The organism is Bradyrhizobium sp. 87 (assembly GCF_023073015.1).
Classification (GTDB): domain Bacteria; phylum Pseudomonadota; class Alphaproteobacteria; order Rhizobiales; family Xanthobacteraceae; genus Bradyrhizobium; species Bradyrhizobium canariense_D.
In genome coordinates this window covers 17,119-37,318 of the sequence record NZ_JADPIQ010000106.1, presented here as the reverse complement: position 1 = coordinate 37,318, position 20,200 = coordinate 17,119, and the positions used below count along the sequence as shown (strand labels likewise).

The 20,200-nt window shown below is 59.4% G+C and carries 17 protein-coding genes and 1 tRNA gene; 13 read left to right on the top strand and 5 right to left on the bottom strand.

Annotation, left to right across the window (positions count from 1 at the left end):
- Window positions 1-26 precede the first annotated feature (26 nt).
- A complete protein-coding gene (locus tag IVB50_RS26965; RefSeq protein WP_247298112.1) occupies window positions 27-2,060 on the top strand; it encodes a HAMP domain-containing methyl-accepting chemotaxis protein in 2,034 nt (677 codons plus the stop codon).
- Window positions 2,061-2,237: 177 nt separating this feature from the next.
- Here the strand turns inward: IVB50_RS26965 and IVB50_RS26960 are convergent, their stop codons facing one another.
- Complete coding sequence (locus tag IVB50_RS26960) at window positions 2,238-2,576, bottom strand: DUF3175 domain-containing protein (protein ID WP_018452857.1); 339 nt, start codon at window positions 2,574-2,576, stop codon at window positions 2,238-2,240.
- 182 nt (window positions 2,577-2,758) lie between these two features.
- Between IVB50_RS26960 and IVB50_RS26955 the strand changes: the two genes are divergently transcribed.
- The 3 genes from IVB50_RS26955 (at window position 2,759) to IVB50_RS26945 (ending at window position 6,773) form a co-directional block, all read left to right on the top strand.
- Window positions 2,759-4,246, top strand: a complete 1,488-nt coding sequence (locus IVB50_RS26955; protein WP_026232409.1) for an MFS transporter — start codon at window positions 2,759-2,761, stop codon at window positions 4,244-4,246.
- A 3-nt stretch (window positions 4,247-4,249) separates the two neighbouring features.
- Window positions 4,250-5,071 (top strand): trehalose-phosphatase, encoded by an 822-nt coding sequence (gene otsB / locus IVB50_RS26950; RefSeq protein ID WP_018452859.1) that lies wholly within the window; start codon window positions 4,250-4,252, stop codon window positions 5,069-5,071.
- A gap of 238 nt (window positions 5,072-5,309) precedes the next feature.
- Complete coding sequence (locus IVB50_RS26945; protein WP_018452860.1) at window positions 5,310-6,773, top strand: trehalose-6-phosphate synthase; 1,464 nt, start codon at window positions 5,310-5,312, stop codon at window positions 6,771-6,773.
- A 51-nt stretch (window positions 6,774-6,824) separates the two neighbouring features.
- Here the strand turns inward: IVB50_RS26945 and IVB50_RS26940 are convergent, their stop codons facing one another.
- Window positions 6,825-7,166 carry a hypothetical protein gene (locus tag IVB50_RS26940; RefSeq protein WP_018452861.1) on the bottom strand — a complete coding sequence of 114 codons (342 nt, stop codon included), beginning with the start codon at window positions 7,164-7,166 and terminating at the stop codon, window positions 6,825-6,827.
- Window positions 7,167-7,362: 196 nt separating this feature from the next.
- On the opposite strand from IVB50_RS26940, the gene IVB50_RS26935 reads away from it, so the two are divergent.
- From IVB50_RS26935 to IVB50_RS26920, 4 genes are all read left to right on the top strand, one after another.
- Window positions 7,363-7,452: transfer RNA gene (locus IVB50_RS26935), tRNA-Ser, on the top strand.
- 428 nt (window positions 7,453-7,880) lie between these two features.
- The gene (locus tag IVB50_RS26930; RefSeq protein WP_247298109.1) at window positions 7,881-9,935 is read left to right on the top strand and encodes an AAA family ATPase; all 2,055 of its coding nucleotides are present in this window, start codon (window positions 7,881-7,883) and stop codon (window positions 9,933-9,935) included.
- A complete protein-coding gene (locus IVB50_RS26925; protein ID WP_247298106.1) occupies window positions 9,932-11,905 on the top strand; it encodes an ATP-dependent helicase in 1,974 nt (657 codons plus the stop codon). The genes IVB50_RS26930 and IVB50_RS26925 overlap by 4 nt, the downstream gene beginning before the upstream one ends.
- Window positions 11,880-12,842 carry a restriction endonuclease gene (locus tag IVB50_RS26920; RefSeq protein ID WP_247298103.1) on the top strand — a complete coding sequence of 321 codons (963 nt, stop codon included), beginning with the start codon at window positions 11,880-11,882 and terminating at the stop codon, window positions 12,840-12,842. The genes IVB50_RS26925 and IVB50_RS26920 overlap by 26 nt, the downstream gene beginning before the upstream one ends.
- 161 nt (window positions 12,843-13,003) lie before the next feature.
- Here IVB50_RS26920 and IVB50_RS26915 read toward each other — a convergent pair whose 3' ends face one another.
- From IVB50_RS26915 to IVB50_RS26905, 3 genes are read right to left on the bottom strand one after another with little or no spacing between them, the layout of a single operon-like run.
- A complete protein-coding gene (locus IVB50_RS26915) occupies window positions 13,004-13,429 on the bottom strand; it encodes a hypothetical protein (protein ID WP_247298100.1) in 426 nt (141 codons plus the stop codon).
- Window positions 13,426-14,760, bottom strand: coding sequence for a recombinase family protein (locus IVB50_RS26910; RefSeq protein ID WP_247298098.1), 1,335 nt, complete (start codon window positions 14,758-14,760; stop codon window positions 13,426-13,428). Before IVB50_RS26910 ends, IVB50_RS26915 begins: the two co-directional genes overlap by 4 nt.
- Window positions 14,757-15,203: a DUF2924 domain-containing protein gene (locus tag IVB50_RS26905; protein ID WP_247298094.1), complete on the bottom strand. Its 447-nt coding sequence runs from the start codon at window positions 15,201-15,203 to the stop codon at window positions 14,757-14,759. Before IVB50_RS26905 ends, IVB50_RS26910 begins: the two co-directional genes overlap by 4 nt.
- Window positions 15,204-15,565: 362 nt before the next feature.
- Between IVB50_RS26905 and IVB50_RS26900 the strand changes: the two genes are divergently transcribed.
- The 5 genes from IVB50_RS26900 to IVB50_RS26880 all read left to right on the top strand — a co-directional run bounded on the left by IVB50_RS26900 (window position 15,566) and on the right by IVB50_RS26880 (window position 20,097).
- A complete protein-coding gene (locus IVB50_RS26900; protein WP_247298091.1) occupies window positions 15,566-16,657 on the top strand; it encodes a hypothetical protein in 1,092 nt (363 codons plus the stop codon).
- 64 nt (window positions 16,658-16,721) lie between these two features.
- On the top strand, window positions 16,722-16,940 hold the full coding sequence (locus tag IVB50_RS26895; protein ID WP_346770951.1) for a helix-turn-helix domain-containing protein: 219 nt from the start codon (window positions 16,722-16,724) through the stop codon (window positions 16,938-16,940).
- 134 nt (window positions 16,941-17,074) lie between these two features.
- Window positions 17,075-17,914 (top strand): helix-turn-helix domain-containing protein, encoded by an 840-nt coding sequence (locus tag IVB50_RS26890; protein WP_247298085.1) that lies wholly within the window; start codon window positions 17,075-17,077, stop codon window positions 17,912-17,914.
- 429 nt (window positions 17,915-18,343) lie between these two features.
- Entirely contained in the window at window positions 18,344-19,627 is a 1,284-nt protein-coding gene (locus tag IVB50_RS26885) for a DNA methyltransferase (RefSeq protein ID WP_247298082.1), read from the top strand.
- Window positions 19,628-19,638: 11 nt separating this feature from the next.
- Window positions 19,639-20,097 (top strand): phage terminase small subunit P27 family, encoded by a 459-nt coding sequence (locus IVB50_RS26880; protein ID WP_346770950.1) that lies wholly within the window; start codon window positions 19,639-19,641, stop codon window positions 20,095-20,097.
- Window positions 20,098-20,200 lie beyond the last annotated feature (103 nt).

The following is a 20,200-nucleotide window of genomic DNA, read 5'->3' as shown; positions in this document are numbered from 1 at the left end:
TTTCCGCGAATGGAATGGGGTGGGGAATGCCCGTCAAGTCGAAGCCGACCAGATCGAAGCTGCTCACCTTGCGTTTTCGCGCAAAAATCATCCTCGGCTTCGTGGCGGTGCTCGCCATCCTCGCCGTCAGCATGGCTTTCGCGTATTTCGGCTTCGAGCGGATTCAGGCCGCCGTGGCCTCCTACCGCTCCAGCGTCGCCGAAGCGGACCTTGCGCGGACGGTCGATCGCGAGCTGATCGCTTACCAGGGCTTGGCGCGGGCCTACACGCTGACCGGCGCGGCGGATGATGAGACCGCAGCCAAAGCAGCTGAAGAGAATTTGAGGGCCGCGATCGCCAAGTCGGCGGCGGCCACCACGGGCGCAGCCCGCCGCGAGCAGGTCGGCAGGCTCGAGGCCGACTTCAAGAGCTTCACCAAGGTGTTCGGCGAGATCATCACGTTGACGCGCGAGAACGGCAAGATCGCGACCGAGGAGCTCAACAGCGTCGGCAACAAGATCCGGTTCAAGTTCGACGATCTTGCCGATACCGCGGCATTGGCGGGCCTGAACTCGGTTCAGGGTACGGCCAAGGATATCACATCGCAATATCTGGCGGTCTCCACCTCGGTCAGCGCCTTCGTCGCCAAGCCGGAGCCGAAGACCGCCGACGGCGTGACCGCCCGCATCAAATTCCTGGAGACCCTGCTGGTCTCGATCTATGCCAACGACCAGAAGATCACCGACCGCGTCACCGAGATCAGCAATCTCCTCAAGCAGTACCGCGCCTCTTTTTCAAAGCTCACCGAGAACGTGAAGGTCATCGTCAAGCTGAACGGCGAGATGACCAAGACAGCCGCGTCCATTCTCAAGCTCTCGGGTGAGCTGCGATCGGAGCTGACGGCGGATCAGCAGCGCATCGAGGTCAACGCCAATGCCACCATCGGCGAGACCGAGCGGCTGATGCTGATGATGGCGCTGGGCGGCCTTGCCGTCGGCGCTGCGCTCGCCCTGATGCTGGGCAATGGCATTTCGCGTCCGATGATCGCGATGTGCAAGGCGATGCGCGAGCTTGCCGCGGGCAATTTCGACGTCGTGCTGCCGGGCCTCGGCCGCAGGGACGAGATCGGCGAGATGGCCGGCGCGGTCGAAGAATTCAAGGTGCAGGCCGTGGCCAAGGCCGAGCGCGATGCCGCCGCCAACGAACTTCAGAACAGGGAGCAGGCCGCAAGCCGTCGTTCCGAGCTGATTCGTTTCGCCGATGATTTCGAGAGCGCGGTTGGTGCCATCGTCTCCAACGTCTCGGCTTCCGCCGTGCAGCTGGAATCGGCGGCCTCGACGCTGACCCGCACCGCCGAGACCACGCAGAGCCTGTCGAGCCAGGTCGCCGACGTCTCCGAGCAGGCCTCCAGCAACATGCAGTCGGTCGCGACCGCGACCGAAGAGCTCTCGGCCTCGGTCGAGGAGATCGGCCGTCAGGTCCGCGATTCCAGCCGCATTGCCGAAGCTGCCGTGGTGCAGGCAAAGGAGACCGATAATCGCATCGGCAAGCTCTCGCATGCCGCCCAGCAGATCGGCGAAGTCGTCAAGCTCATCACGGCGATCGCCGAGCAGACCAATCTTCTGGCGCTGAACGCGACCATCGAGGCGGCACGCGCCGGCGAAGCCGGCCGCGGCTTTGCAGTGGTCGCCAGCGAAGTGAAGTCGCTCGCGAGCCAGACCGCGAAGGCCACCGACGAGATCTCCTCGCACATCACGGGCATGCAAGGCGCCACGGCCGAGTCGGTTGCGGCGATCAAGGAGATCGGCGCCACCATCGGCCAGATCTCGTCGATCTCGACCTCGATTGCGAGCGCGGTGGAGCAGCAAGGCGCCGCGACGCAGGAAATCGCGCGCAGCGTCCAGACCGTCGCGCAGGGCACCCAGACCGCGGCCACCGACATCGGCCAGGTCAACCGCGGCGCCGCCGAAACCGGCTCGGCCTCGGAAGAGGTGCTGCATTCGGCCAAGACGCTGTCGTCCGAAAGCACCCGCCTGCGCGCCGAGCTCGACCGCTTCATGGGGAATATCCGGGCGGCGTAGCGCTCGACCTTCGCGCCACGCCTCCGCCGTCGTCCTGGACAAGCGCAGCGCCGATCCAGGACCCATTACCCAAGGCGGAGTTGCCGGGCGAACTGCCAACTCCGAGTCATCGCCAAACCGCTCCCTGGGGTAATAGGTCCTGGATCGGCGCTGCGCTTGTCCAGGACGACCTGGCGCTCACTCCCTCCCGAACGCCCGCTTCAGCTCCACCTTTGCCCGCTCCAGCCGCGTGCGCTGCGTCTGCGGCAGCGTCTTGCCGGCGCGGTTGATGTAGAACGTCAGCATCGACAGCGCCGAGCGGTAGGCGCCGGTCTTGCGACGCGCGCTGTGCTCGGCCGAGCGCTTCAACGAAGCCGCGATCTCCTTCGCACTGGTCAGCTTGAACACGCCTTGTTTGAGGTCGAGCGCGTCGCTCTCTTTCGTCACGCGCTGTGACCAGCGCTTCGGTGCGGCGCGTCTGGTGCTCTTGCGCGCCGATGTTTTGCGAGAATGTGTCGTCTTTCTGGCATGAGCCATGCGTCAACTCCTTGCGGCTCCACCGAAAACCAGCGCCGTCAGCGGTCGTTCCTGCTGGAACCCGCCCCTGCCGCAGACGTTGTCGCAGGTGGCAGGCGGAATGCCGCACCCCCTTGATCGGATCGCCCCCATCCACGCCATGTGAACCGGGGCCATGTCCATTGGTCAGATGCAACAACGCGATGGAATTGCAGCGAAGCCCAGCGCCGAACGATGGACCTGTGGTCTCCACGGTGGCCGCGGCCGATCGCATCATCGAAACCAGCATTCCTGCACGGCTTGACGCGCTGCCGTGGAGCGGATTTCACACCCGCGTCGTGCTTGCGCTCGGCATCACCTGGATTCTGGATGGCCTCGAGGTGACCTTGGCCGGCGCGCTCTCCGGCGCGCTGAAGCAAAGCCCCTCCCTGCATTTCTCCAATCTCGATCTCGGCATTGCCAATTCCGCCTATCTCGCGGGCGCGGTGCTCGGCGCGCTCGGCTTCGGCTGGCTGACCGATCGCATCGGTCGCAAGAAGCTGTTCTTCATCACGCTCGCGCTCTATCTCTCGGCGACGGCCGCGACCGCTCTGTCATGGAATGTCGCGAGCTACGCGCTGTTTCGCTTCCTCACCGGCGCCGGCATCGGCGGCGAATATACTGCGATCAATTCGACCATCCAGGAACTGGTGCCGGCGCGCTATCGCGGCTGGACCGATCTCGTCATCAACGGCAGCTTCTGGATCGGTGCCGCCATGGGCGCCGTGGCGGCCATCGTGCTGCTCGATCCCGCGGTGATCGGCCCCGATCTCGGCTGGCGCCTCGCTTATCTCATCGGCGCGGCCATCGGCCTCGTCGTGCTCTTGATGCGGATGTGGATTCCGGAGAGTCCGCGCTGGCTGATGATCCACGGCCGTCCCGACCAGGCCCACGCGATCGTCGACGAGGTCGAGCGCTCGGTGCTCGGACACGGCCAGGAGACGAGCCACGCGCGTTTCGCCAGGATCCGCCTGAAAATGCGGACTCACACGCCGATCCGCGAGGTGGTGCACACGCTGTTCTCGGTCTATCGCCAGCGCGCGATGGTCGGCCTCGTGCTGATGATCGCGCAGGCCTTCTTCTACAACGCCATCTTCTTCACCTTTGCGCTGGTGTTGACCGATTTTTACGGGATCAGCGCCGATCATGTCGGCTGGTATCTGCTTCCCTTCGCCGCCGGCAATTTCCTTGGTCCGCTGCTGCTCGGCCGCCTGTTCGATACGCTCGGCCGCCGGACCATGATCATGTTCACCTACGGCGCGTCGGGCGTGTTGCTGGCGCTGTCGGGTTATCTGTTCTCGATCGGCGCCTTGAGCGCGCAAGGGCAGACCATCGCCTGGATGGTGATCTTCTTCTTTGCCTCGCCCGCCGCGAGCGCCGCCTATCTCACCGTCAGCGAGACTTTTCCCTTGGAAGTCCGCGCGCTCGCGATCGCGGTGTTCTATGCGGTGGGCACCGGCATCGGCGGCGTGATCGGCCCCGCATTGTTCGGGGCGCTGATCGACACGGGATCACGCACGAGCGTGTTCGCAGGCTATTTGCTGGGGGCGTTCCTGATGATCGCGGCCGCGATCGTGGCGTGGCGCTATGCCATCTCGGCGGAACGCAGATCGCTCGAAGAAATCGCGCGGCCGCTTGCGTCCATGGAGTAGACTATGAAATCGGAACTGGCTGAATTGGATCTAAAGCGCACCATGGTCGACGATGAAGCGCCCGATGCGGTGCCGGTGCCCCACGCACTCGTGCCGCATCTCAATGAAACAGCGATCCTGCTCGACATCGACGGGACACTGCTCGACCTGATGCCGACGCCGCGTGAGGTGTGGGTGCCGCCAGGCCTGTCGGAAACGCTGAACCGGCTGACGGAGCGCACGTCGGGCGCGCTGGCGATGGTCAGCGGGCGTTCGCTCAACGACATCGACCTGATCTTCGCGCCCGATGTCTTTCGCGCCGTCGCCGGCCACGGCGCCGAGATGCGGCTTTCCATTGACAACGAAGCCGATGCCGTCAGCGCGCCGCCGCTGGATAAGGAGCTGAAGCGGCGGCTCGCGGCGGTGGCCAAGCTCAGTCCCGGCATTCTGCTCGAAGACAAGGGCTATTCGCTGGCGCTGCACTACCGCCTTGCGCCGCATGCGGAGAAAGCGATCTACGAAGCCGTTTCGCTGATCCGCGCCGACCTGCCCAATGCGCCGATCGAGGTGCTGCCCGGAAAGTTCGTTTGCGAGATCAAGCATTCCGGTTTTACCAAGGCGACCGGCGTGCGCGAGTTGATGAAGCACGAGCCTTTCAAGGGGCGCCGTCCGATCTTCATCGGTGATGACGTCACCGACGAAACCGTGTTCGCGATCATGCCCGACATGAATGGGCTCGCCTTTTCGGTTGGTCGCCGCGCTATGGGGGTCAACGGGCACTTCGACGCCCCGAACGATGTGCGCACGTTCCTTGCGCGGCTGCTCGACGACTCAAGGTTGGAATAAGGCACCGACATCTCGGAGCCACATATCGCGTGCGTAATTCCTCCAGCGCGTCGCTTCATGCTGCGCGCGCCACGGTTCCAAATCCGGCTTTGTGTAGCGAAATCGTCAGGTTGCCTGGAGGTAAACCGGTTCCAACGCGCACGCCCGATTTTGGTTTCAATTGGTGCAAAGGATGATCAGGAACCATATTGATGAACGGCAGTTAAATGGGGTGGAATGAAACAGGAGGGGACGACCTGTGAACTTAGTCGTCGTTTCGAATCGCGTCGCGCGCGGCAAGCCCAATGAGCCCATGACGGGCGGTCTCGCGGCGGCCTTGCTACCCGTTGTGGAACATTCGGGCGCGATCTGGGTGGGTTCCTCGGGCCGTGTGCGTGACGGTCATCAGAAGGAGCCGTTTGCCGAGATCGAAGCACTGGGTTCGGGCGCGATTGCGACGCTGGACCTGCCGGCGGCGCACTATGGCGGCTATTACGAGGGCTTTGCCAATTCGGCGCTGTGGCCGGCGCTGCACTCGCGCAGCGATCTGATCCGCGTCTCGCGCGACGACTATGTCAGCTATCGCGAGGTCAACGCCTTCATGGCGCGCGCCTTGATGCGCTTCCGGAAAGCGCAAACCGCGTTCTGGGTGCAGGATTATCATTTCCTCGCGCTCGGTGCGGAGCTGCGGGATCTCGGCGTCGACGATCCGATCGGCTTCTTCCTCCATACGCCATGGCCTGTCGCCGCGGTGATGCAGGGCGTGCCCAATCATCGTGAGCTGATCACGGCGATGCTGGCCTACGACCTGATCGGCTTCCAGACCAATGACGATTGCCAGAATTTTCTCAGCTATGTCGCGGGCGAACTCGGCCTCGCCGTCGAAGACGGCGTTGCGATCTCGCAGCATGGCCGAACACGCTGCGAGGTGTTTCCGATCGGCATCGACGCCGAGAAGTTCGCGCAGTACGCGGCGAAGTCGGCGTCGCATCCGGACGTGTCGCGGCTGCGCCGCAGTCTCAACGGCGAGCGGCTCGCGATCGGCGTCGACCGGCTTGACTATTCCAAGGGCCTCGTCAACCGCATCAGCGCGTTCGATCGGCTCTGGACCGAGCATCCGCACTTTGCGCGCAGCATTTCGCTGCTACAGATCGCAAATCCCTCGCGCGGTGCCATCGAAGCCTATGGCAATTTGCAGAACGAGGTCGCGCGGCTCGTGTCCGACGTCAACGGCCGCCACGGCGAGGCCGACTGGACACCGATCCGCTATCTCAACAAGGGCTTTAGCCAGGCCGTGCTCGCGGGCCTCTATCGCACCGCGCAGATCGGCGTGGTGACCCCGCTGCACGACGGCATGAACCTTGTCGCCAAGGAATACGTCGCTGCGCAAAATCCGGCTGATCCCGGCGTGCTGGTGCTGTCGAAATTCGCCGGCGCGGCCAACGAGCTCGACGCCGCGCTGCTGGTCAATCCGCATGACATCGACGGCATGGCGCGCGCGATCGCGGTCGCGGCGGCGATGCCGCTCACCGAGCGCAAGATGCGCTGGGATGCGATGATGAAGAAGCTGCGCGGCCACACCATCCAGCAATGGTCGGCGGATTTCGTCGCTGAACTGGAGAAGTGCCGGACGGAGAAGGCTGCAGTCGCGCCGCTCGCCAACCAGCCGCCGCAAGCGCTGCGCTGGCTCAAGTCGGCGATCTCAGGCGTGCGGTTGATCTAGTCTTCTTCTCCCCCGTTCTTTACAGCGAGGGCAGGGGCGAAGACGACAGCCTCAATAGCAGTACGACACGCCCTCCAGAATCGCACACTGCCGCTTGTTCGGCGCGTTCGGATCGTCGAGCGGCACCATGCCCTTGCCCTGGCCGACGAACACGCCGGGCCCGACATGCACTGAGCTCTTGTGGCCGATGATGACGCTTTGATGCGGCGTCGCGCTCGAGCGCGTGCCGTCCGGCCAGAGGATGGCATCGCCCGAAAGCATCCCGCGCCGTCCGTCGTCACAGCTGACATCAACCCCGTGCCGGGTGCAGACCTGGGCGGCGGCCGGTCCGGCGAAGGCAGCGGCAAGGGCCCAAATCAGGCTCAGCGCGGCAATGGTGTTGCGGATGGTCATGGTGCCCCCGGACGTGTTTGACGGTCTTGAGTGAATCGTCGCGCCAAACCCGCCGCCGGTTCAGCGGGCGGCCGGTTCCAAGCGTCGCCGTGGCGCCTGATATTGTCTATAAAGTACAATATCTTACGGAAAAATCATCCGATTTCCCCGCGATCCCTTGCAAAATCACCGGCGCCCCTTCAAGAGAGTGCGCTCCGGAGAGATGGCCGAGTGGCTTAAGGCGCACGCTTGGAAAGCGTGTGTGCGGGAAACCGTACCGTGGGTTCGAATCCCACTCTCTCCGCCACCTTGGCCGAAGCAACATATTCTCCGCGTAAGTTTCTGGGCATCTTACGCTGAACAACGGCGGCGAACTCCCATTTGAATTCCAGACTCCTTCTCGGCAGGGCGTGCTCATTATTCTCCGAGAGGCCCATTTATCTCCGAAGCTCTGGACTTCGCGGATTCGGTACGGTTCTCGAAATTCCAACGTTTCGAAGCACCTATGAACTTCAACGAGAAGAGTTTTGCGGCTCCTCTCGGAGATACGAGAGCCGCGAGGGATCGCAGACGTTCCGCATCCTCGCGGCAATCTGCTGGCTCGGCGAGCGTTAGCGAATAGAGCCTGGTCGGTGCAACCCGGCGCGCACAAGCCACAATTAGATTGCTGCAACGCGGCTTTACACTCATAAGGTGAATTCACCAGCTGTGGATCAGAAGTTAAGAGCGGGACGCATGAATATTGTCGAGGTCCAGATGTGGCGGTTCCGGTGTTTTGGATCAGATGATCCGAGCACCGATGGAAAGCCTGAGCCCAAGCCGGTTCGTGTGAATCTCGATGCTGAAATTACTGGCCTGATTGGACGCAATGGCTCAGGGAAGTCAGCGTTGCTGGAAGCGCTTCAGCGATTGTTTGGGGAGACTCGCGATGAGCGAACCGTAAGGCAAGAGGATTTCTTCGTTCCACCCGGCGAGACCTTGGACAAGGAGCCGAAAAGGGAAATGTTTATCGAGATTCTGATCAGCTTTCCTGAGTTGGCCAAAGGCGCAGCAGCTAGTAAACATACCGTCCCAGTTGGCTTCCGCCATATGATTGTAGATGGGCTTGGGAAAACGCCTATAGCTCGTGTTCGCCTAGAGGCGACATGGCAGTCATCCGGAACGCTCGATGGAGTAATTGAGGATAACGCTTACTGGCTACTTACGTCGGATGCTGTTCCGTTCGGCGAACCCACTGACGCGGCCGTTAAGCGTAAAATGACCGCGGCCGATCGCGCATGCATAGCTGTTCGATATATCCCAGCCTCACGGGACGTGACGGCTCTCACGAAACTAACGGTTCGCAGCCTAGGGCGAAGCTTGCTTCAGTCTATCTATTGGAAGGAAGAAGCGAAAATCCTTGATCTGGTGAAACAAGCCGCAACAGCGCTTGACGAAGAAGAGGCTGTTAAGCGGGTAAATGGAGCCATCAATGCATGTTGGATGGAGCTGAATGCAGCGGACACAGAGACATCCGCGCGCCTCTCAGTGTTACCACCAGATTTTCAGCAAATCGTGCGCGCTGCATCTGTTGTCCTAAGTCCATCGGCAACGGGGCGTACTCTTGGCGTGGAAGATTTGAGTGACGGACAAAGATCATTATTTCACTTCGCTCTCGTAAAGTCGTTGTTAGTGTTCAAGCTCGAACTCGAAGCGGAAGTCGCTCGCGGTAAGAAACCACCGTTCTCTTCCGAATTCATGCGCGCGCCGGCGCTTACTATCTTCGCCTTCGAAGAACCAGAAAATCATCTCGCGCCTTACTTTCTGTCGAGGCTGATCACAGAATTGCAAAAGCTCACCCAGACACAGCGGGTGCAGGCCGTAGTTACAAGTCACTCGCCATCAATTATTGGGCGTTTGGAACCGCGTGCGCTTCGACACATGCGTCGCGATTCAAAGACAGGAATGTCGCTAGGGTCACCGTTACTCCTGCCGAAAGACGGTGACGAGGCCGCTAAATTCGTCCGTGAGGCAGTTCGCGCCCACCCCGAGATCTATTTTGCGCGCCACGCTATCTTTGGTGAAGGTGCCTCGGAAGAAATTGTTCTTCCGCGTTTGGCGGAAGCGCTCGGCGTGCCGGTCGACCGTTCATTTGTCGCTATCGTGCCAGTGGGAGGGCGATATGTCGGTCATTTCTGGCGCCTTGTTGCACAGTTGGGAATCCCCCACACGACCTTGTTGGACTTCGACCTGGGGCGAAGCAGCGGCGATCTCTCGCAACTCAAGGCCGTAGCAAAGGCCGTTTTGGAACTCAGCCCCCCGACCGATCCGACTGCAAAGGCGGATTTGATCAACGCGCAGGCGTTCGACCGCAACTCCGAATGGAGTAAGTCCGGCTGGACTGAGACCACGCTCCAAGCGTGGATAAAATCTTTCGAACAATATGGAGTCTTCTTCTCGGCGCCGCTCGACCTGGACATGCTGATGCTAGAAGCATTCACGGCCGCCTACACGGCGTTGCCGGCCGGTGCTAGGGGACCACAAAAACCGGACGATGCTGCGCGTCAACAGGAAGCCGCAGCGCGCGTGTTGGGTGCGGACGGATTCGGAGCCGCCGCTTATGGCGCCAGTCCGAACCTATCGTTGTTCCCATGGTATGCGTATTTGTTTCTTGGAAACAGGGGTAAACCGGCAATACATCTCAGTGCGTTGGCTCACCTGAGCGAAGCCGATATTGCCAAATCCTGTCCTCCCGTAATCGCACGGTTGATCGATCGCGTCGCCAAAGCGCTCGAAGGCCCAATCCTATGAGCCGCTTCGCCCTGATACGGCCTGAGGATTGGCACCCTCTGGGTATCGAAGGACTTGAGGACGGCGCGCTGGAAGCGGTACGAGCGACGGGCAATACGCTGGTCACCGCCGGACCCGGCGCTGGGAAAACTGAACTGCTCGGACAGCGCGGAGTGTTCCTTCTGCAAACTGGCGCGTGCGCTTATCCACGAAGATTGCTGGCGATCAGCTTCAAGCGAGATGCCGCACGGAACTTACGCGAGCGGTTTCAACGACGTTGTAAACGCGAGCAAGCCGGTCTTCTCGACTCAATGACATTCGATGCTTTCGCCAAACTCCTGCTTGACCGATTTTGGCGGGCTCTTCCCGAACCGTGGAATACAACGAAACCTTATCGCATCGGGCGATTTTTAAACAGAAATGAGTTTTCAGATTTCTTGCGGACGACGGCTGGCACGCTGTCAGACAATACGCCGCCTGCTGGCTGGTCCGCTTCAGCGATCGGAAAACTGCCGACAAGCGCGCAAGTGCATGGCGTTTCGCTGGATTCATTCAATCTTGCGATCCACGAGTTGGTCCTCCATCCGTTGATGGTACCAAACGTCGGGAGCTTCCTTCAGCTTGTGTATCTGCGATCAGCATTCACGGCCAATACGGTTTTGCTTACATTTCCAATGATCGGTCGCCTTGCTCAATTGATCGTCGAGACGAATCCGCAAATCAAAGCGGCAATTCTTGCGACATATGGCCACCTGTTTATGGATGAGTTTCAGGACACGACAGGCGTTCAATATGGGTTGATGAAGTCGATTTTTGGGGGCTCCGAAACTGTCATTACGGCGGTGGGCGACGACAAGCAAAAGATCATGGGGTGGGCGGGCGCGCAAAAAGATAGCTTTGGCGTGTTCAAGATGGATTTTCTGGCGCAGGGGGGCTCTGCTGGGCAAAAGCACATTACTCTGTCGTTGAACTATCGCAGCAACGCGCGAATTGTTGAAATTCTGAACACGTTGAAGCGCCGCCTGGCGCCGACGGAGCCCGACTTCAGGGCAGCTCGACCAGCACCTGCGCTGCCACCGGAGAAAATATGTGCCGTCATACTTTCTCCCGACGTAGCAACGGAAGCCGAAGCGCTTGGATCGTTTCTGGCCGCAGAACTGCAATCAGGAATGTCACCACGAAATATTGGACTGCTGGTCCGACAAAAAGCCGCTGATTGGGAAACCTCTTTAGCGCCGGTTCTTGCCAAGCATGGCGTCATCTTGCGGAACGAAGATCGCGATGTTGGCGGCGCGTCGATTCAGGATTTGATGACCGAACCGTATGCGGTAACCGTTATGGACGGTTTCGAACTCTTACTGCGTGAACGGGGCGGCGCAGTATGGGTGCGCGTTCTCGAGGCATTTTCCGATATGGAAGGATTGGTCTCCGACGAGGAGCCTGAGCGCATTCAGGAAATTGCGGAGAAGCTGGATGCATTCCATGCAGAAAACCGAGTCAAATCACCTGGGAGTGTAGTTACGCCTGCAGAAGTTGGGACGTTATTGACCGATGTAGAGTCATTCTTTGGGATCTCAGCTTTGAAAGTAGGTGCGCCCCAGTATCAACAGGGCGATTTTTTCAATTCGGTGCGCGCGGCCACCAAAGCATTTCTCCAAGAATGCGCGACGGGAAATGTCACATGGCATGAAGCACTGTCGCGCTATCGGGGCGAAGGCCAGGCTCCGCTAATGACCATCACAAAAAGCAAGGGACTTGAGTACGATGTCGTTCTGCTTCTCGGCCTGGACGATCAGCAGTGGTGGAGTTTCAAGAACAATCCTGACGAGGGACACTCGACTTTCTTTGTGGCGGCGTCACGAGCCCGCGAACGTCTCTTTATGACCATCCGGCAAGGTCAGGGCACCGCCAAAATAAGCGAAATCTACAAGCTGCTCGAAGAGGCAGGGGTCAAAGGACTTCGCAGTGAAAACTGGTCTGGTGGAAAATGACGTGATCTATGATGATCGTGGAATTATCGAGGACCATGCGATGGCTACCCTTTCCACCGTGGACATGAAGCTGATCGACAGCTTGTTCGGCATGTACGGGGGTTACGTGCTCAACTTCAGCAACGCTACATTCGCCTCGTTCTTTTCGCGAGACATCGGCATTGATATCTATGACGAGGCTTACGCCATCCACGGCACTTCGAAGGGCAAGCGCTTGTGGGGTTTCTTGGAGGTCGGCCAAACCAACGCTGTTATTAAGGCCTTGCACGCGCTGTGGGAGATCCGCGAGGCCGAGCGGATGGAGCGTGGCGAGGAGGAGAAAGTACCGCAAGCCCGTACCCGATTCAGCGCGCTCATCGTGAAACTGGGCGGCAGGCCGCTTGCTGCGGAACGGTCAGTCGAACCGTCGCCGGCGTCGGCACGAGAAAAGCCGGACGAACCGAGCGAGAGCATACAGGCCGCGTTGCAGCACGAGTTCATGGGGCTGGTCCAGATGGAAGAGGCGCGCCAGCAACGCGGTTACGCTTTCGAGCGATTTCTTAAGCGCTGGTTCGACACCTGGGGTCTCGACGCTCACGCGTCGTTTCGGACCATCGGCGAACAGATCGATGGCTCATTCCAACATGACGGCGCAACATATCTTGTCGAGGCCAAGTGGCACAACAAGCCGGCCGACGCGAACATGCTTCACGGCTTCCAGGGAAAGCTGCTCGAGCGACCGGATTGGACGCGGGGTCTTTACGTCAGCTACGGCGGCTTCTCAGGGGAGAGTTTCGACGCGTTCACGGCGCGGCGTTTGATCATGATGGATGGAGCCGACATCTATTTCACCCTTACTCGCCGCCTCGATTTGCGCCGTGTTATCGCTGCGAAGGCACGGCTTCACAGTGAGAAGCGGCAGCCATTCGCGAAGGTGACCGCCATATTCCCCGGCTAAGGTGCGTCACCGCCGATAAGCTTTCGTAGGCAAATGCGACTACGTCGCCTCGCTCCGATGGCGCTTTGGGTCAGAGACTGACGGACTGTCCGTTCTCGAATTAACAACAGAAATTCCATAACGATGGACCAGCGAAATCCCGCTCTGAGGGGTGGCAACGGCTACTGCGGAATGCGTAGCTCGGAGCGCTGTTGGCTCCACGCCGCGGGCAGAGGTTTAAGCAACTCATCAAGTTGAAGCGTGGTGGGTTGGCGTCCAGTCAGGATCGCCTCGATGACGTCTGGCGCGAGCAGGGTTAATCGCAAAATGCGGCTCAGATAAGAATCGTTGACCTTCTCCGCTTTGGCCAGTTCTGCGGACGAGGCGTATTTGCCGCTCTCGATCATTTGGCGCCACCGGTGCGCGCGGACGACTGCCTTGACTAGCGCGCTGTCCACACGTGGGGTGGGCGACCAGGGAGCCGCTCCCGAAGGAGACAGGATCTGCTTGCGACCGGCCCGCTGAAGAAAACTCACCGCAATGCTGACCATCGCGGTGCGCCCATCCTGGCTGATGAGGGCTTTGCTGGCTCGATGGCTGGTCGTCATGCGGCATCCTGCTGGGTGGCGGAATTGCCGGCTAGCTCGCCGATCAGTGATGTCACGCCCGCGATCCGGAGCTTGATATCAACGCGGTCGGGCCGGATATCAACCCGCTCGACGAGGAGTTCAATGATACGAGACTGTTCAGCAGGAAAGAGTTCATTCCAGAGCGGTTCGAAGGCCAGCAGCGAGTTGCGGACGTCAGACTCGGTCAGGCCCTTGATGGATTTTCGAGCGCTGCGCCAAGTCTGGACGATGATTTCGGGGGAGAGAAGGAGAAGGCGGACCTGATCGATCACGATCCTCTCGACCTCAGCGGCGGGAACGCGTGCGACGGGACAATCGCCAGCGCCCTGCTTTAAGACGGCCTGGCTCAGATAATAGCGATAGAGCTTGCCATTCTTACGCGTATGCGTCGGCGACATCGCGACGCCAGTGGGACCGAAGATGATCCCCTTCAGCAGGGCGGGCGTCTGTGTCCTTGTACCAGCAGCTCGTGTGCGTGGGTTTTCCTGAAATTTCGCCTGTACCTTGTCCCAGATCTTGCGATCGATAATGCCGCTGTGCTCACCGGCGTATGAGACGCCCTTGTGTAGGGCCACACCGACATAGACTGGGTTATTGAGCATTTTATAGAGCATGCCCTTGTCGATCAGCTTGCCGTATTTATTGCGGATGTTTTCTGCGACTAACTGCTGCGCCAATGTAGTGGCTGACCCTACTTTGAGGAAGCGGTCGAAGATCGAGCGGACGAGTTCGGCATCCTTATCATTGACGATCAGCTTGCGGCCTTTGACCTCGTAGCCCAGCGGAGCCCACCCGCCCATCCACATGCCTCGCTTACGGGATGCTGCGAATTTATCGCGAATGCGCTCGCCAATGACCTCGCGTTCGAACTGCGCAAAGGATAGCAGAATGTTCAGCGTCAGGCGGCCCATCGACGTGGTGGTATTGAAGGACTGCGTCACTGAAACAAACGTGACCTTGTGCTGATCGAAGACCTCGACCAATCGGGAAAAATCCATCAGTGAGCGCGACAGCCGATCGATTTTATAGACTACGACGATGTCGATCTTGCCGGCCTCGATATCAGCGAGCAGTCGCTTCAGCGCAGGCCGGTCCAGGGTGCCACCGGAGAACCCGCCGTCGTCATATCGGTCGGCCACAAGGAGCCAGCCCTCGGCGCGCTGGCTGGACACGTAAGCCTCACAAGAGTCCCGCTGAGCCTCAAGGGAGTTGAACTCCATCTCGAGACCTTCTTCGCTGGACTTGCGGGTGTAGACGGCGCACCGGAGCTTTTGCAGCGGACCGGGCGTCCCGGGCGGCTTCCGAGTCATGCAGCACCACGGTGGTTCTTTAGCCCAAAGAACACCCAGCCGTTCCAGCGAACGCCTGTGATCTCACGGGCAATGGCGGACAGGGACTTATAGGGGCGTCCCCGGTACTCAAAATCGTCAGCGCGGACGGTGACCGAATGCTCGATCCCTTGCCACTCCCGGATCAGACGGGTCCCGGCGATCGGCAGCCGTTGACTCCGCCCCTTCGGCCTCTCGCTTGGCTTGCCGTCATATTGCTTTGCCAGCACCCGAAGCCGCTCGACGGTCTCCTTTTTCAGTCCGCCATAGGCCAGTTCTTGAATGCGGTAGGCCAGCCGGCTCTCCAGGAAGCGCCGGTTATAGGGTGGTGGCTCTGTGTCGAACAAGGAGCGCCATTTTGCCTTGAGCGCCGGCGCAGGCGCATTCTTGAGGGCGGCCAATTGGGCTAGAACCGGATCAGTCATGGGGAGCCTCTGCGGAGTAGGGAGGGACACCACCGCTCTGGTCGGGCGAGAAGTGAAGCGAACTTTCTCCAAAATCGGCGGGTTTTCGACTGGACTTACGGCCTTCAAGGCGCAAGAGGGCGGTTGCGAGCACCTGGGCAATTTCTACGATGTGGTCTTGGGTTTGGCTGATCATGTTGGTGACCAACCTGTTCGGCAGAAATCCTAAAATCTAGCGCAAGAATCGCTCGCCGACGACAAACGCGCTCAGGCGCAAATGGTGGGGGTCCGTCGTGCCACTAACACTGTGCAAAAGCGGCGACCGACCCGGCCAAGAAGTGGCCAAAGTGCGAAAATCGGCCGGAATGATTCGGCCAGCAGAAATGTCGCACGAACTGCAGAGTCAGGGATGGACGCTGGATGAAGCGATCAGACGGGTGACAAATTCGTCCAATGGGCGTCCGGAAATCGTTTCGCTCTTGGCTGCCGGGAAGCTGCTTGCTTACACCTGCGGTGAAACCGGTCGTTTGATTAAACTGTCCATCTCCGATTTTGGCCATGGCTGGAGTGATGACGAAAGGCGACTTTCGAAACTACTCATTTTTCCAATTCTGCATTCACCCGACGTTTGTGTGCTCATCAGCGGCAATGCATTGAGAGGCATCTTTCAGAACTACGTTCTCGACGACCCAGAAGTGCGGCAACTCAGTATTGAGGCCATTCGGGCTGATCCCGACACCGTGCGTGTTCTCGAAGGTAACTGGCAGCCCCGCGGCACGGCCCAATGGCCCGTGAATGACGGAATTTTGGACGAGAACGATCCTTATGAGTTGACCGAAAGTGAATTAGCCCGGTTGATGAGCCGAGACACTCCGGACGAAGTTCGAAAATTTCGGCATGTGCTGCGACTTCGTTTCGGTACACTGCTCAACCTGCTTCAAAGTGGAAAATTGCGTGCCCGGGGTGATCCGGTAAGAGGCGACAACCAGGAGATACTGCCAACCATTTGGTCACATCACGATTTCCTGCTCGACGCCAAAGCCGGGGATCTTGTGCAGTGGAATGACGGCTCCGATCCTGTCCACCGAACGAGCAGACTCCTCGGGCGGTGGCGTGCTATTTACTTAGCTCCCACCGTAATCGACCCCAAAACCCCAGGCTTTGTGTCGGACCAGATCATAGGCCCCTCCGCAGCGGAGACTACGTCCAAGACCGCAGTGGTTCCTACGTCCAAGACGACTAGCAGAGATGCTTGCAGGAAATGGCTTATCGAGGAGATGCGTCGGAGCCCCAATCAACGACCGGCTCCGAAAGAGGCGTATCGGAAGCAAGCCCTCGATAGGTGGCGGGGATCACTCAGCAGCCGCATGTTTGATCGAGTTTGGGCAGAAGCGATCAATCAAGCTCCGGCGGAAAAGTGGTCCTCGCCGGGACGCCCATCAAATCCCTGCAGCCATAAATCCCCGCACCAATAAATCGTGGCATCTATTTCCGAGCTACAATTGCCATCAGTTTCGTCGCTATCGAAACCGATAGTGGATGATACCGATGCAAGCCGCTCAGAGCCCCATTGATCCCGATGCCCTAATTGCCGAGGTGCAAGCTGCTGACTTTCTAAGAATCTCTATCAGGACCCTCCAGGCCTGGCGTTGCCGAGGCGCGGGACCAGCCTTTGTTCGCGTCGGGCGAGCCATTCGATACCGGCGACGCGATCTTCTCGCTTGGATCGAAGTGAACACCGTCACGTCGGCACGCTGATTCGCGATGAGATCGCTCGGCGGTCCGTCGGTCTTTCGAGATATCTCTGAGTTCCACGCATAGCTCACGTTTGTTTGCGACTAGCTACGTGGCCGAAATCGGAGACTTGCTTTTGGCAGATCGTCGGTGACTTCGTGCTCAAGATCAGAGCTTCAGCCCATCTCCTCGGAGGCAATATGCGACCAAATAAATCGGACGTCCTCATTGCTTTCAAAGCAATAAGCCTCGCCGAGGATATGTCCGTTACAGAGAAGCGCGTAGCTGCCACGCTCCTCGATCACTACAATCGAGACACGGGCCAATGCGACCCAGCTCTCAACACTATCGCCACGCTACTCGGGATCAATCGGCGCACCGCCATTCGCGCGACAGGCTCTCTCGAAAGATCTGGCTATTTCCGTATCGACCGGCACGGTGGAAAGTTTCATCGGAATAGCTACCAGCCAATATGGGCCCGCTTTCGTGCATGGGAAAACGGTTGGACCGAAAGACGGAAGCGTGCGAAGCAATTTCGATCGGCCGCGTCAGAGTTGTCACCTTTGCAGAGGCCGAGATGTCACATTGGTGGCGGCGGTAGCGCCACCCAAACCTATTCTAACAACCAATCCGACTTAACCTCTGCATCGCAGCAGAGGCAAAGCCAACAGGCCCTGTCGGCGATAGAGGCGACAGCAGTAAAGAGGCTCTCCAGGCAAAGCGAAAGTGGCCGCCAGTATTCAGACGCACAAGAGCGGTTTCACGGCAAACGATCTTACGGCGAAATTGCACGCGCCGCGGCTGAACGCCGATGGAATGAAGCTCTCACGCGACAACTGGCTTCTGCACCCGAACTCTTTGCGGGCGTGATCGATGCCATTGATAGCGATCTCAGCAACGCAACCACGGAAGTTGAGATGACGCGGCGGGGCCGCGGAGTTGAATTCCTTTTGGTTCAGCTGGATCGGCGCAAGGCATTCACGAATGCGGATGCCTAAGATGATCGCTGGAAAGGTCGTGTTCAGTGGGGGGCGGGTCGAAAGTCCCGGAAGGCTTTCGCTGCGGACCGGCCCCTCTCTCACGCAGGGATTTTTTTCCTGCGCAGGCAAATTTTTGGAGCCGTAGAGCGATGCATTTCGGGCGCCTCACCGCGTCAAGCATCTAGCGATGCGGCGACCGCCGGCAACACTCTGAAGGCGCAGCACAATTTCGCGCGCGTGGTTTTGTCGCCAATCGTATTCGGCCTCAACGTCGTAAGCAGCAGGCAAAATCGACGATTATTTTCCTCTGCGCGGCTCGGGATGGTCACGTGCGGCTGAGTGCAAAAAGATGAATCAATTCAATGGAGCTCGTTTCGAAAAAAGTGTCGCGAAATTCCCTAGGGGGGAGGGGCGACCGATGACAGCGCGATGTGCAAAGGCCGAGACATGAAACAAGCGACGCACCCAGAAGAAGCGAACGTACGACTTCAAATCGAATACTGGCCGCTTGATCGGCTGATCCCCTACGCGCGCAATGCGCGCACCCATAGCCCGGCCCAGGTCGCCGAGATCGCCGGCAGCATTCGCGCCTTCGGCTTTTCGAATCCGATCCTCGTCAGCGAAGACGCAGATATCATTGCGGGTCACGGCCGGCTTGCCGCTGCTCGCAAGCTCGGCCTGACGGAGGCGCCGGTCGTGGTCCTCCGTGGACTGACGGAGGTGCAACGCCGCCAGTTGGTGCTTGCCGACAACAGAATTGCGCTAAATTCAGGTTGGGACAGCAAAATGCTAAGCCTCGAACTGGCCGACCTGTCTGCGTTGGGAGCCGATCTGGCATCTATCGGCTTCAGCAAGAAAGAGTTGGCGGCAGCGCTGTCCCGGGTCGAAAGCGGCTTAACGGACGAAAACGATACCCCGGTGGTCGTCGAGGGGGCGGTCTCCCGACCCGGTGACATCTGGCAGCTCGGCCCTCATCGCGTTGCGTGCGGCGATAGTCGAGATGCAGCTCTCGTCCATTCCCTGCTGGCTGGTGCATCGCCCCAATTGATGGTCACCGATCCGCCCTATGGCGTCGAGTACGACCCGGAATGGCGTTATCGCCGCGGCGTCAACAAGTCGAAACGGACGGGCAGAATCCGCAATGACGAGATCGCCGACTGGGCGCCTACCTGGGGCTTATATCCAGGCGAAATCGCTTATGTTTGGCATGGTGCTCTAAGGTCGACCATCGTAGCCGAAAGCCTTCTCAAGAGCGGCTTTTCGATTCGCGCGCAGATCATCTGGGCCAAGGAGCGATTGGTCATGAGCCAGGGAGACTATCACTGGCAGCATGAGCCCTGTTGGTATGCGGTCCGAAAGAAGGGCAACTGGACTGGCGATCGCAAGCAAACGACCGTCTGGAATATCAGCAGCGGAGGGCAGGATGCCGAAACCAAGCATTCGACCCAAAAGCCCGTCGAATGCATGCGGCGGCCGATGGTGAACAACTCCAGTCCCGGACAGGCGGTATATGAGCCCTTCCTTGGGAGCGGAACGACGCTAATCGCGGCGCAATCGTGTGGGCGCATCTGCTTGGCATCCGAGATCGACCCATTGTTCGTCGACGTTGCGATCCGCCGATGGCAAGCCTTCACAGGTGAGAAGGCAATCCGCGAGCAAGATGGTGCTGTCTTTGTAACGCTGGAGCAGGAGACGCAATCCGCGGGCGGCGCTCGTGATCCGTTGGTATAATCAGAACGGACATGCGTGGCCGTCGTCCAAAACCAACAAGGATTAAGGCATTGACGGGCAACCCCGGGAAGCGTCCCCTTAACATGCACGAGCCGCGGCCTGAACCCGCGCTACCGGACTGCCCAATAGAACTCAATTCAGTTGCTAGACGAGAATGGGCGCGGCTGACAGGCGAGCTTGCAAAGCTCGGCCTCATAACTCATCTGGATCGCGGCGCTCTGGCTACCTACTGCGGCGCCTATGCGATGTGGGCAGAAGCGATGGAGCAGATCCAGAACTTCGGTACGATGGTTAAATCGCCCACGGGATATCCGATACAGTCACCCTACCTAGCAATCGCTAATCGACAGGCAGAGATAATGATGCGCATTGCATCGGAGTTCGGTTTTACGCCCGCTAGCCGGAGTAGAATATCGTTGCCCCCGCGAGATCAGCTTCCACTTTTTGATGGGGAGGATGGAGAGAGCTGAGTGCTCCTTTTTAACATTTTCACGTCTAGGTGAGTAAGCCATTGTGTCAGTTGCTCAAGCAGCTCCAGCCGAAGAGCTGAAAATCGCGGTCGTTGCCTGACCG

Bases quoted from the DNA above. Each gene is read 5' to 3' on its own strand.
- IVB50_RS26965 (WP_247298112.1), top strand. From the start codon at position 27: ATGCCCGTCAAGTCGAAGCCGACCAGATCGAAGCTGCTCACCTTGCGT.
- IVB50_RS26960 (WP_018452857.1), bottom strand. From the start codon at position 2,576: ATGGCTCATGCCAGAAAGACGACACATTCTCGCAAAACATCGGCGCGC.
- IVB50_RS26955 (WP_026232409.1), top strand. From the start codon at position 2,759: ATGGAATTGCAGCGAAGCCCAGCGCCGAACGATGGACCTGTGGTCTCC.
- otsB (WP_018452859.1), top strand. From the start codon at position 4,250: ATGAAATCGGAACTGGCTGAATTGGATCTAAAGCGCACCATGGTCGAC.
- IVB50_RS26940 (WP_018452861.1), bottom strand. From the start codon at position 7,166: ATGACCATCCGCAACACCATTGCCGCGCTGAGCCTGATTTGGGCCCTT.
- IVB50_RS26930 (WP_247298109.1), top strand. From the start codon at position 7,881: ATGAATATTGTCGAGGTCCAGATGTGGCGGTTCCGGTGTTTTGGATCA.
- IVB50_RS26925 (WP_247298106.1), top strand. From the start codon at position 9,932: ATGAGCCGCTTCGCCCTGATACGGCCTGAGGATTGGCACCCTCTGGGT.
- IVB50_RS26915 (WP_247298100.1), bottom strand. From the start codon at position 13,429: ATGACGACCAGCCATCGAGCCAGCAAAGCCCTCATCAGCCAGGATGGG.
- IVB50_RS26910 (WP_247298098.1), bottom strand. From the start codon at position 14,760: ATGACTCGGAAGCCGCCCGGGACGCCCGGTCCGCTGCAAAAGCTCCGG.
- IVB50_RS26905 (WP_247298094.1), bottom strand. From the start codon at position 15,203: ATGACTGATCCGGTTCTAGCCCAATTGGCCGCCCTCAAGAATGCGCCT.
- IVB50_RS26900 (WP_247298091.1), top strand. From the start codon at position 15,566: ATGTCGCACGAACTGCAGAGTCAGGGATGGACGCTGGATGAAGCGATC.
- IVB50_RS26895 (WP_346770951.1), top strand. From the start codon at position 16,722: ATGATACCGATGCAAGCCGCTCAGAGCCCCATTGATCCCGATGCCCTA.
- IVB50_RS26885 (WP_247298082.1), top strand. From the start codon at position 18,344: ATGAAACAAGCGACGCACCCAGAAGAAGCGAACGTACGACTTCAAATC.
- IVB50_RS26880 (WP_346770950.1), top strand. From the start codon at position 19,639: ATGCGTGGCCGTCGTCCAAAACCAACAAGGATTAAGGCATTGACGGGC.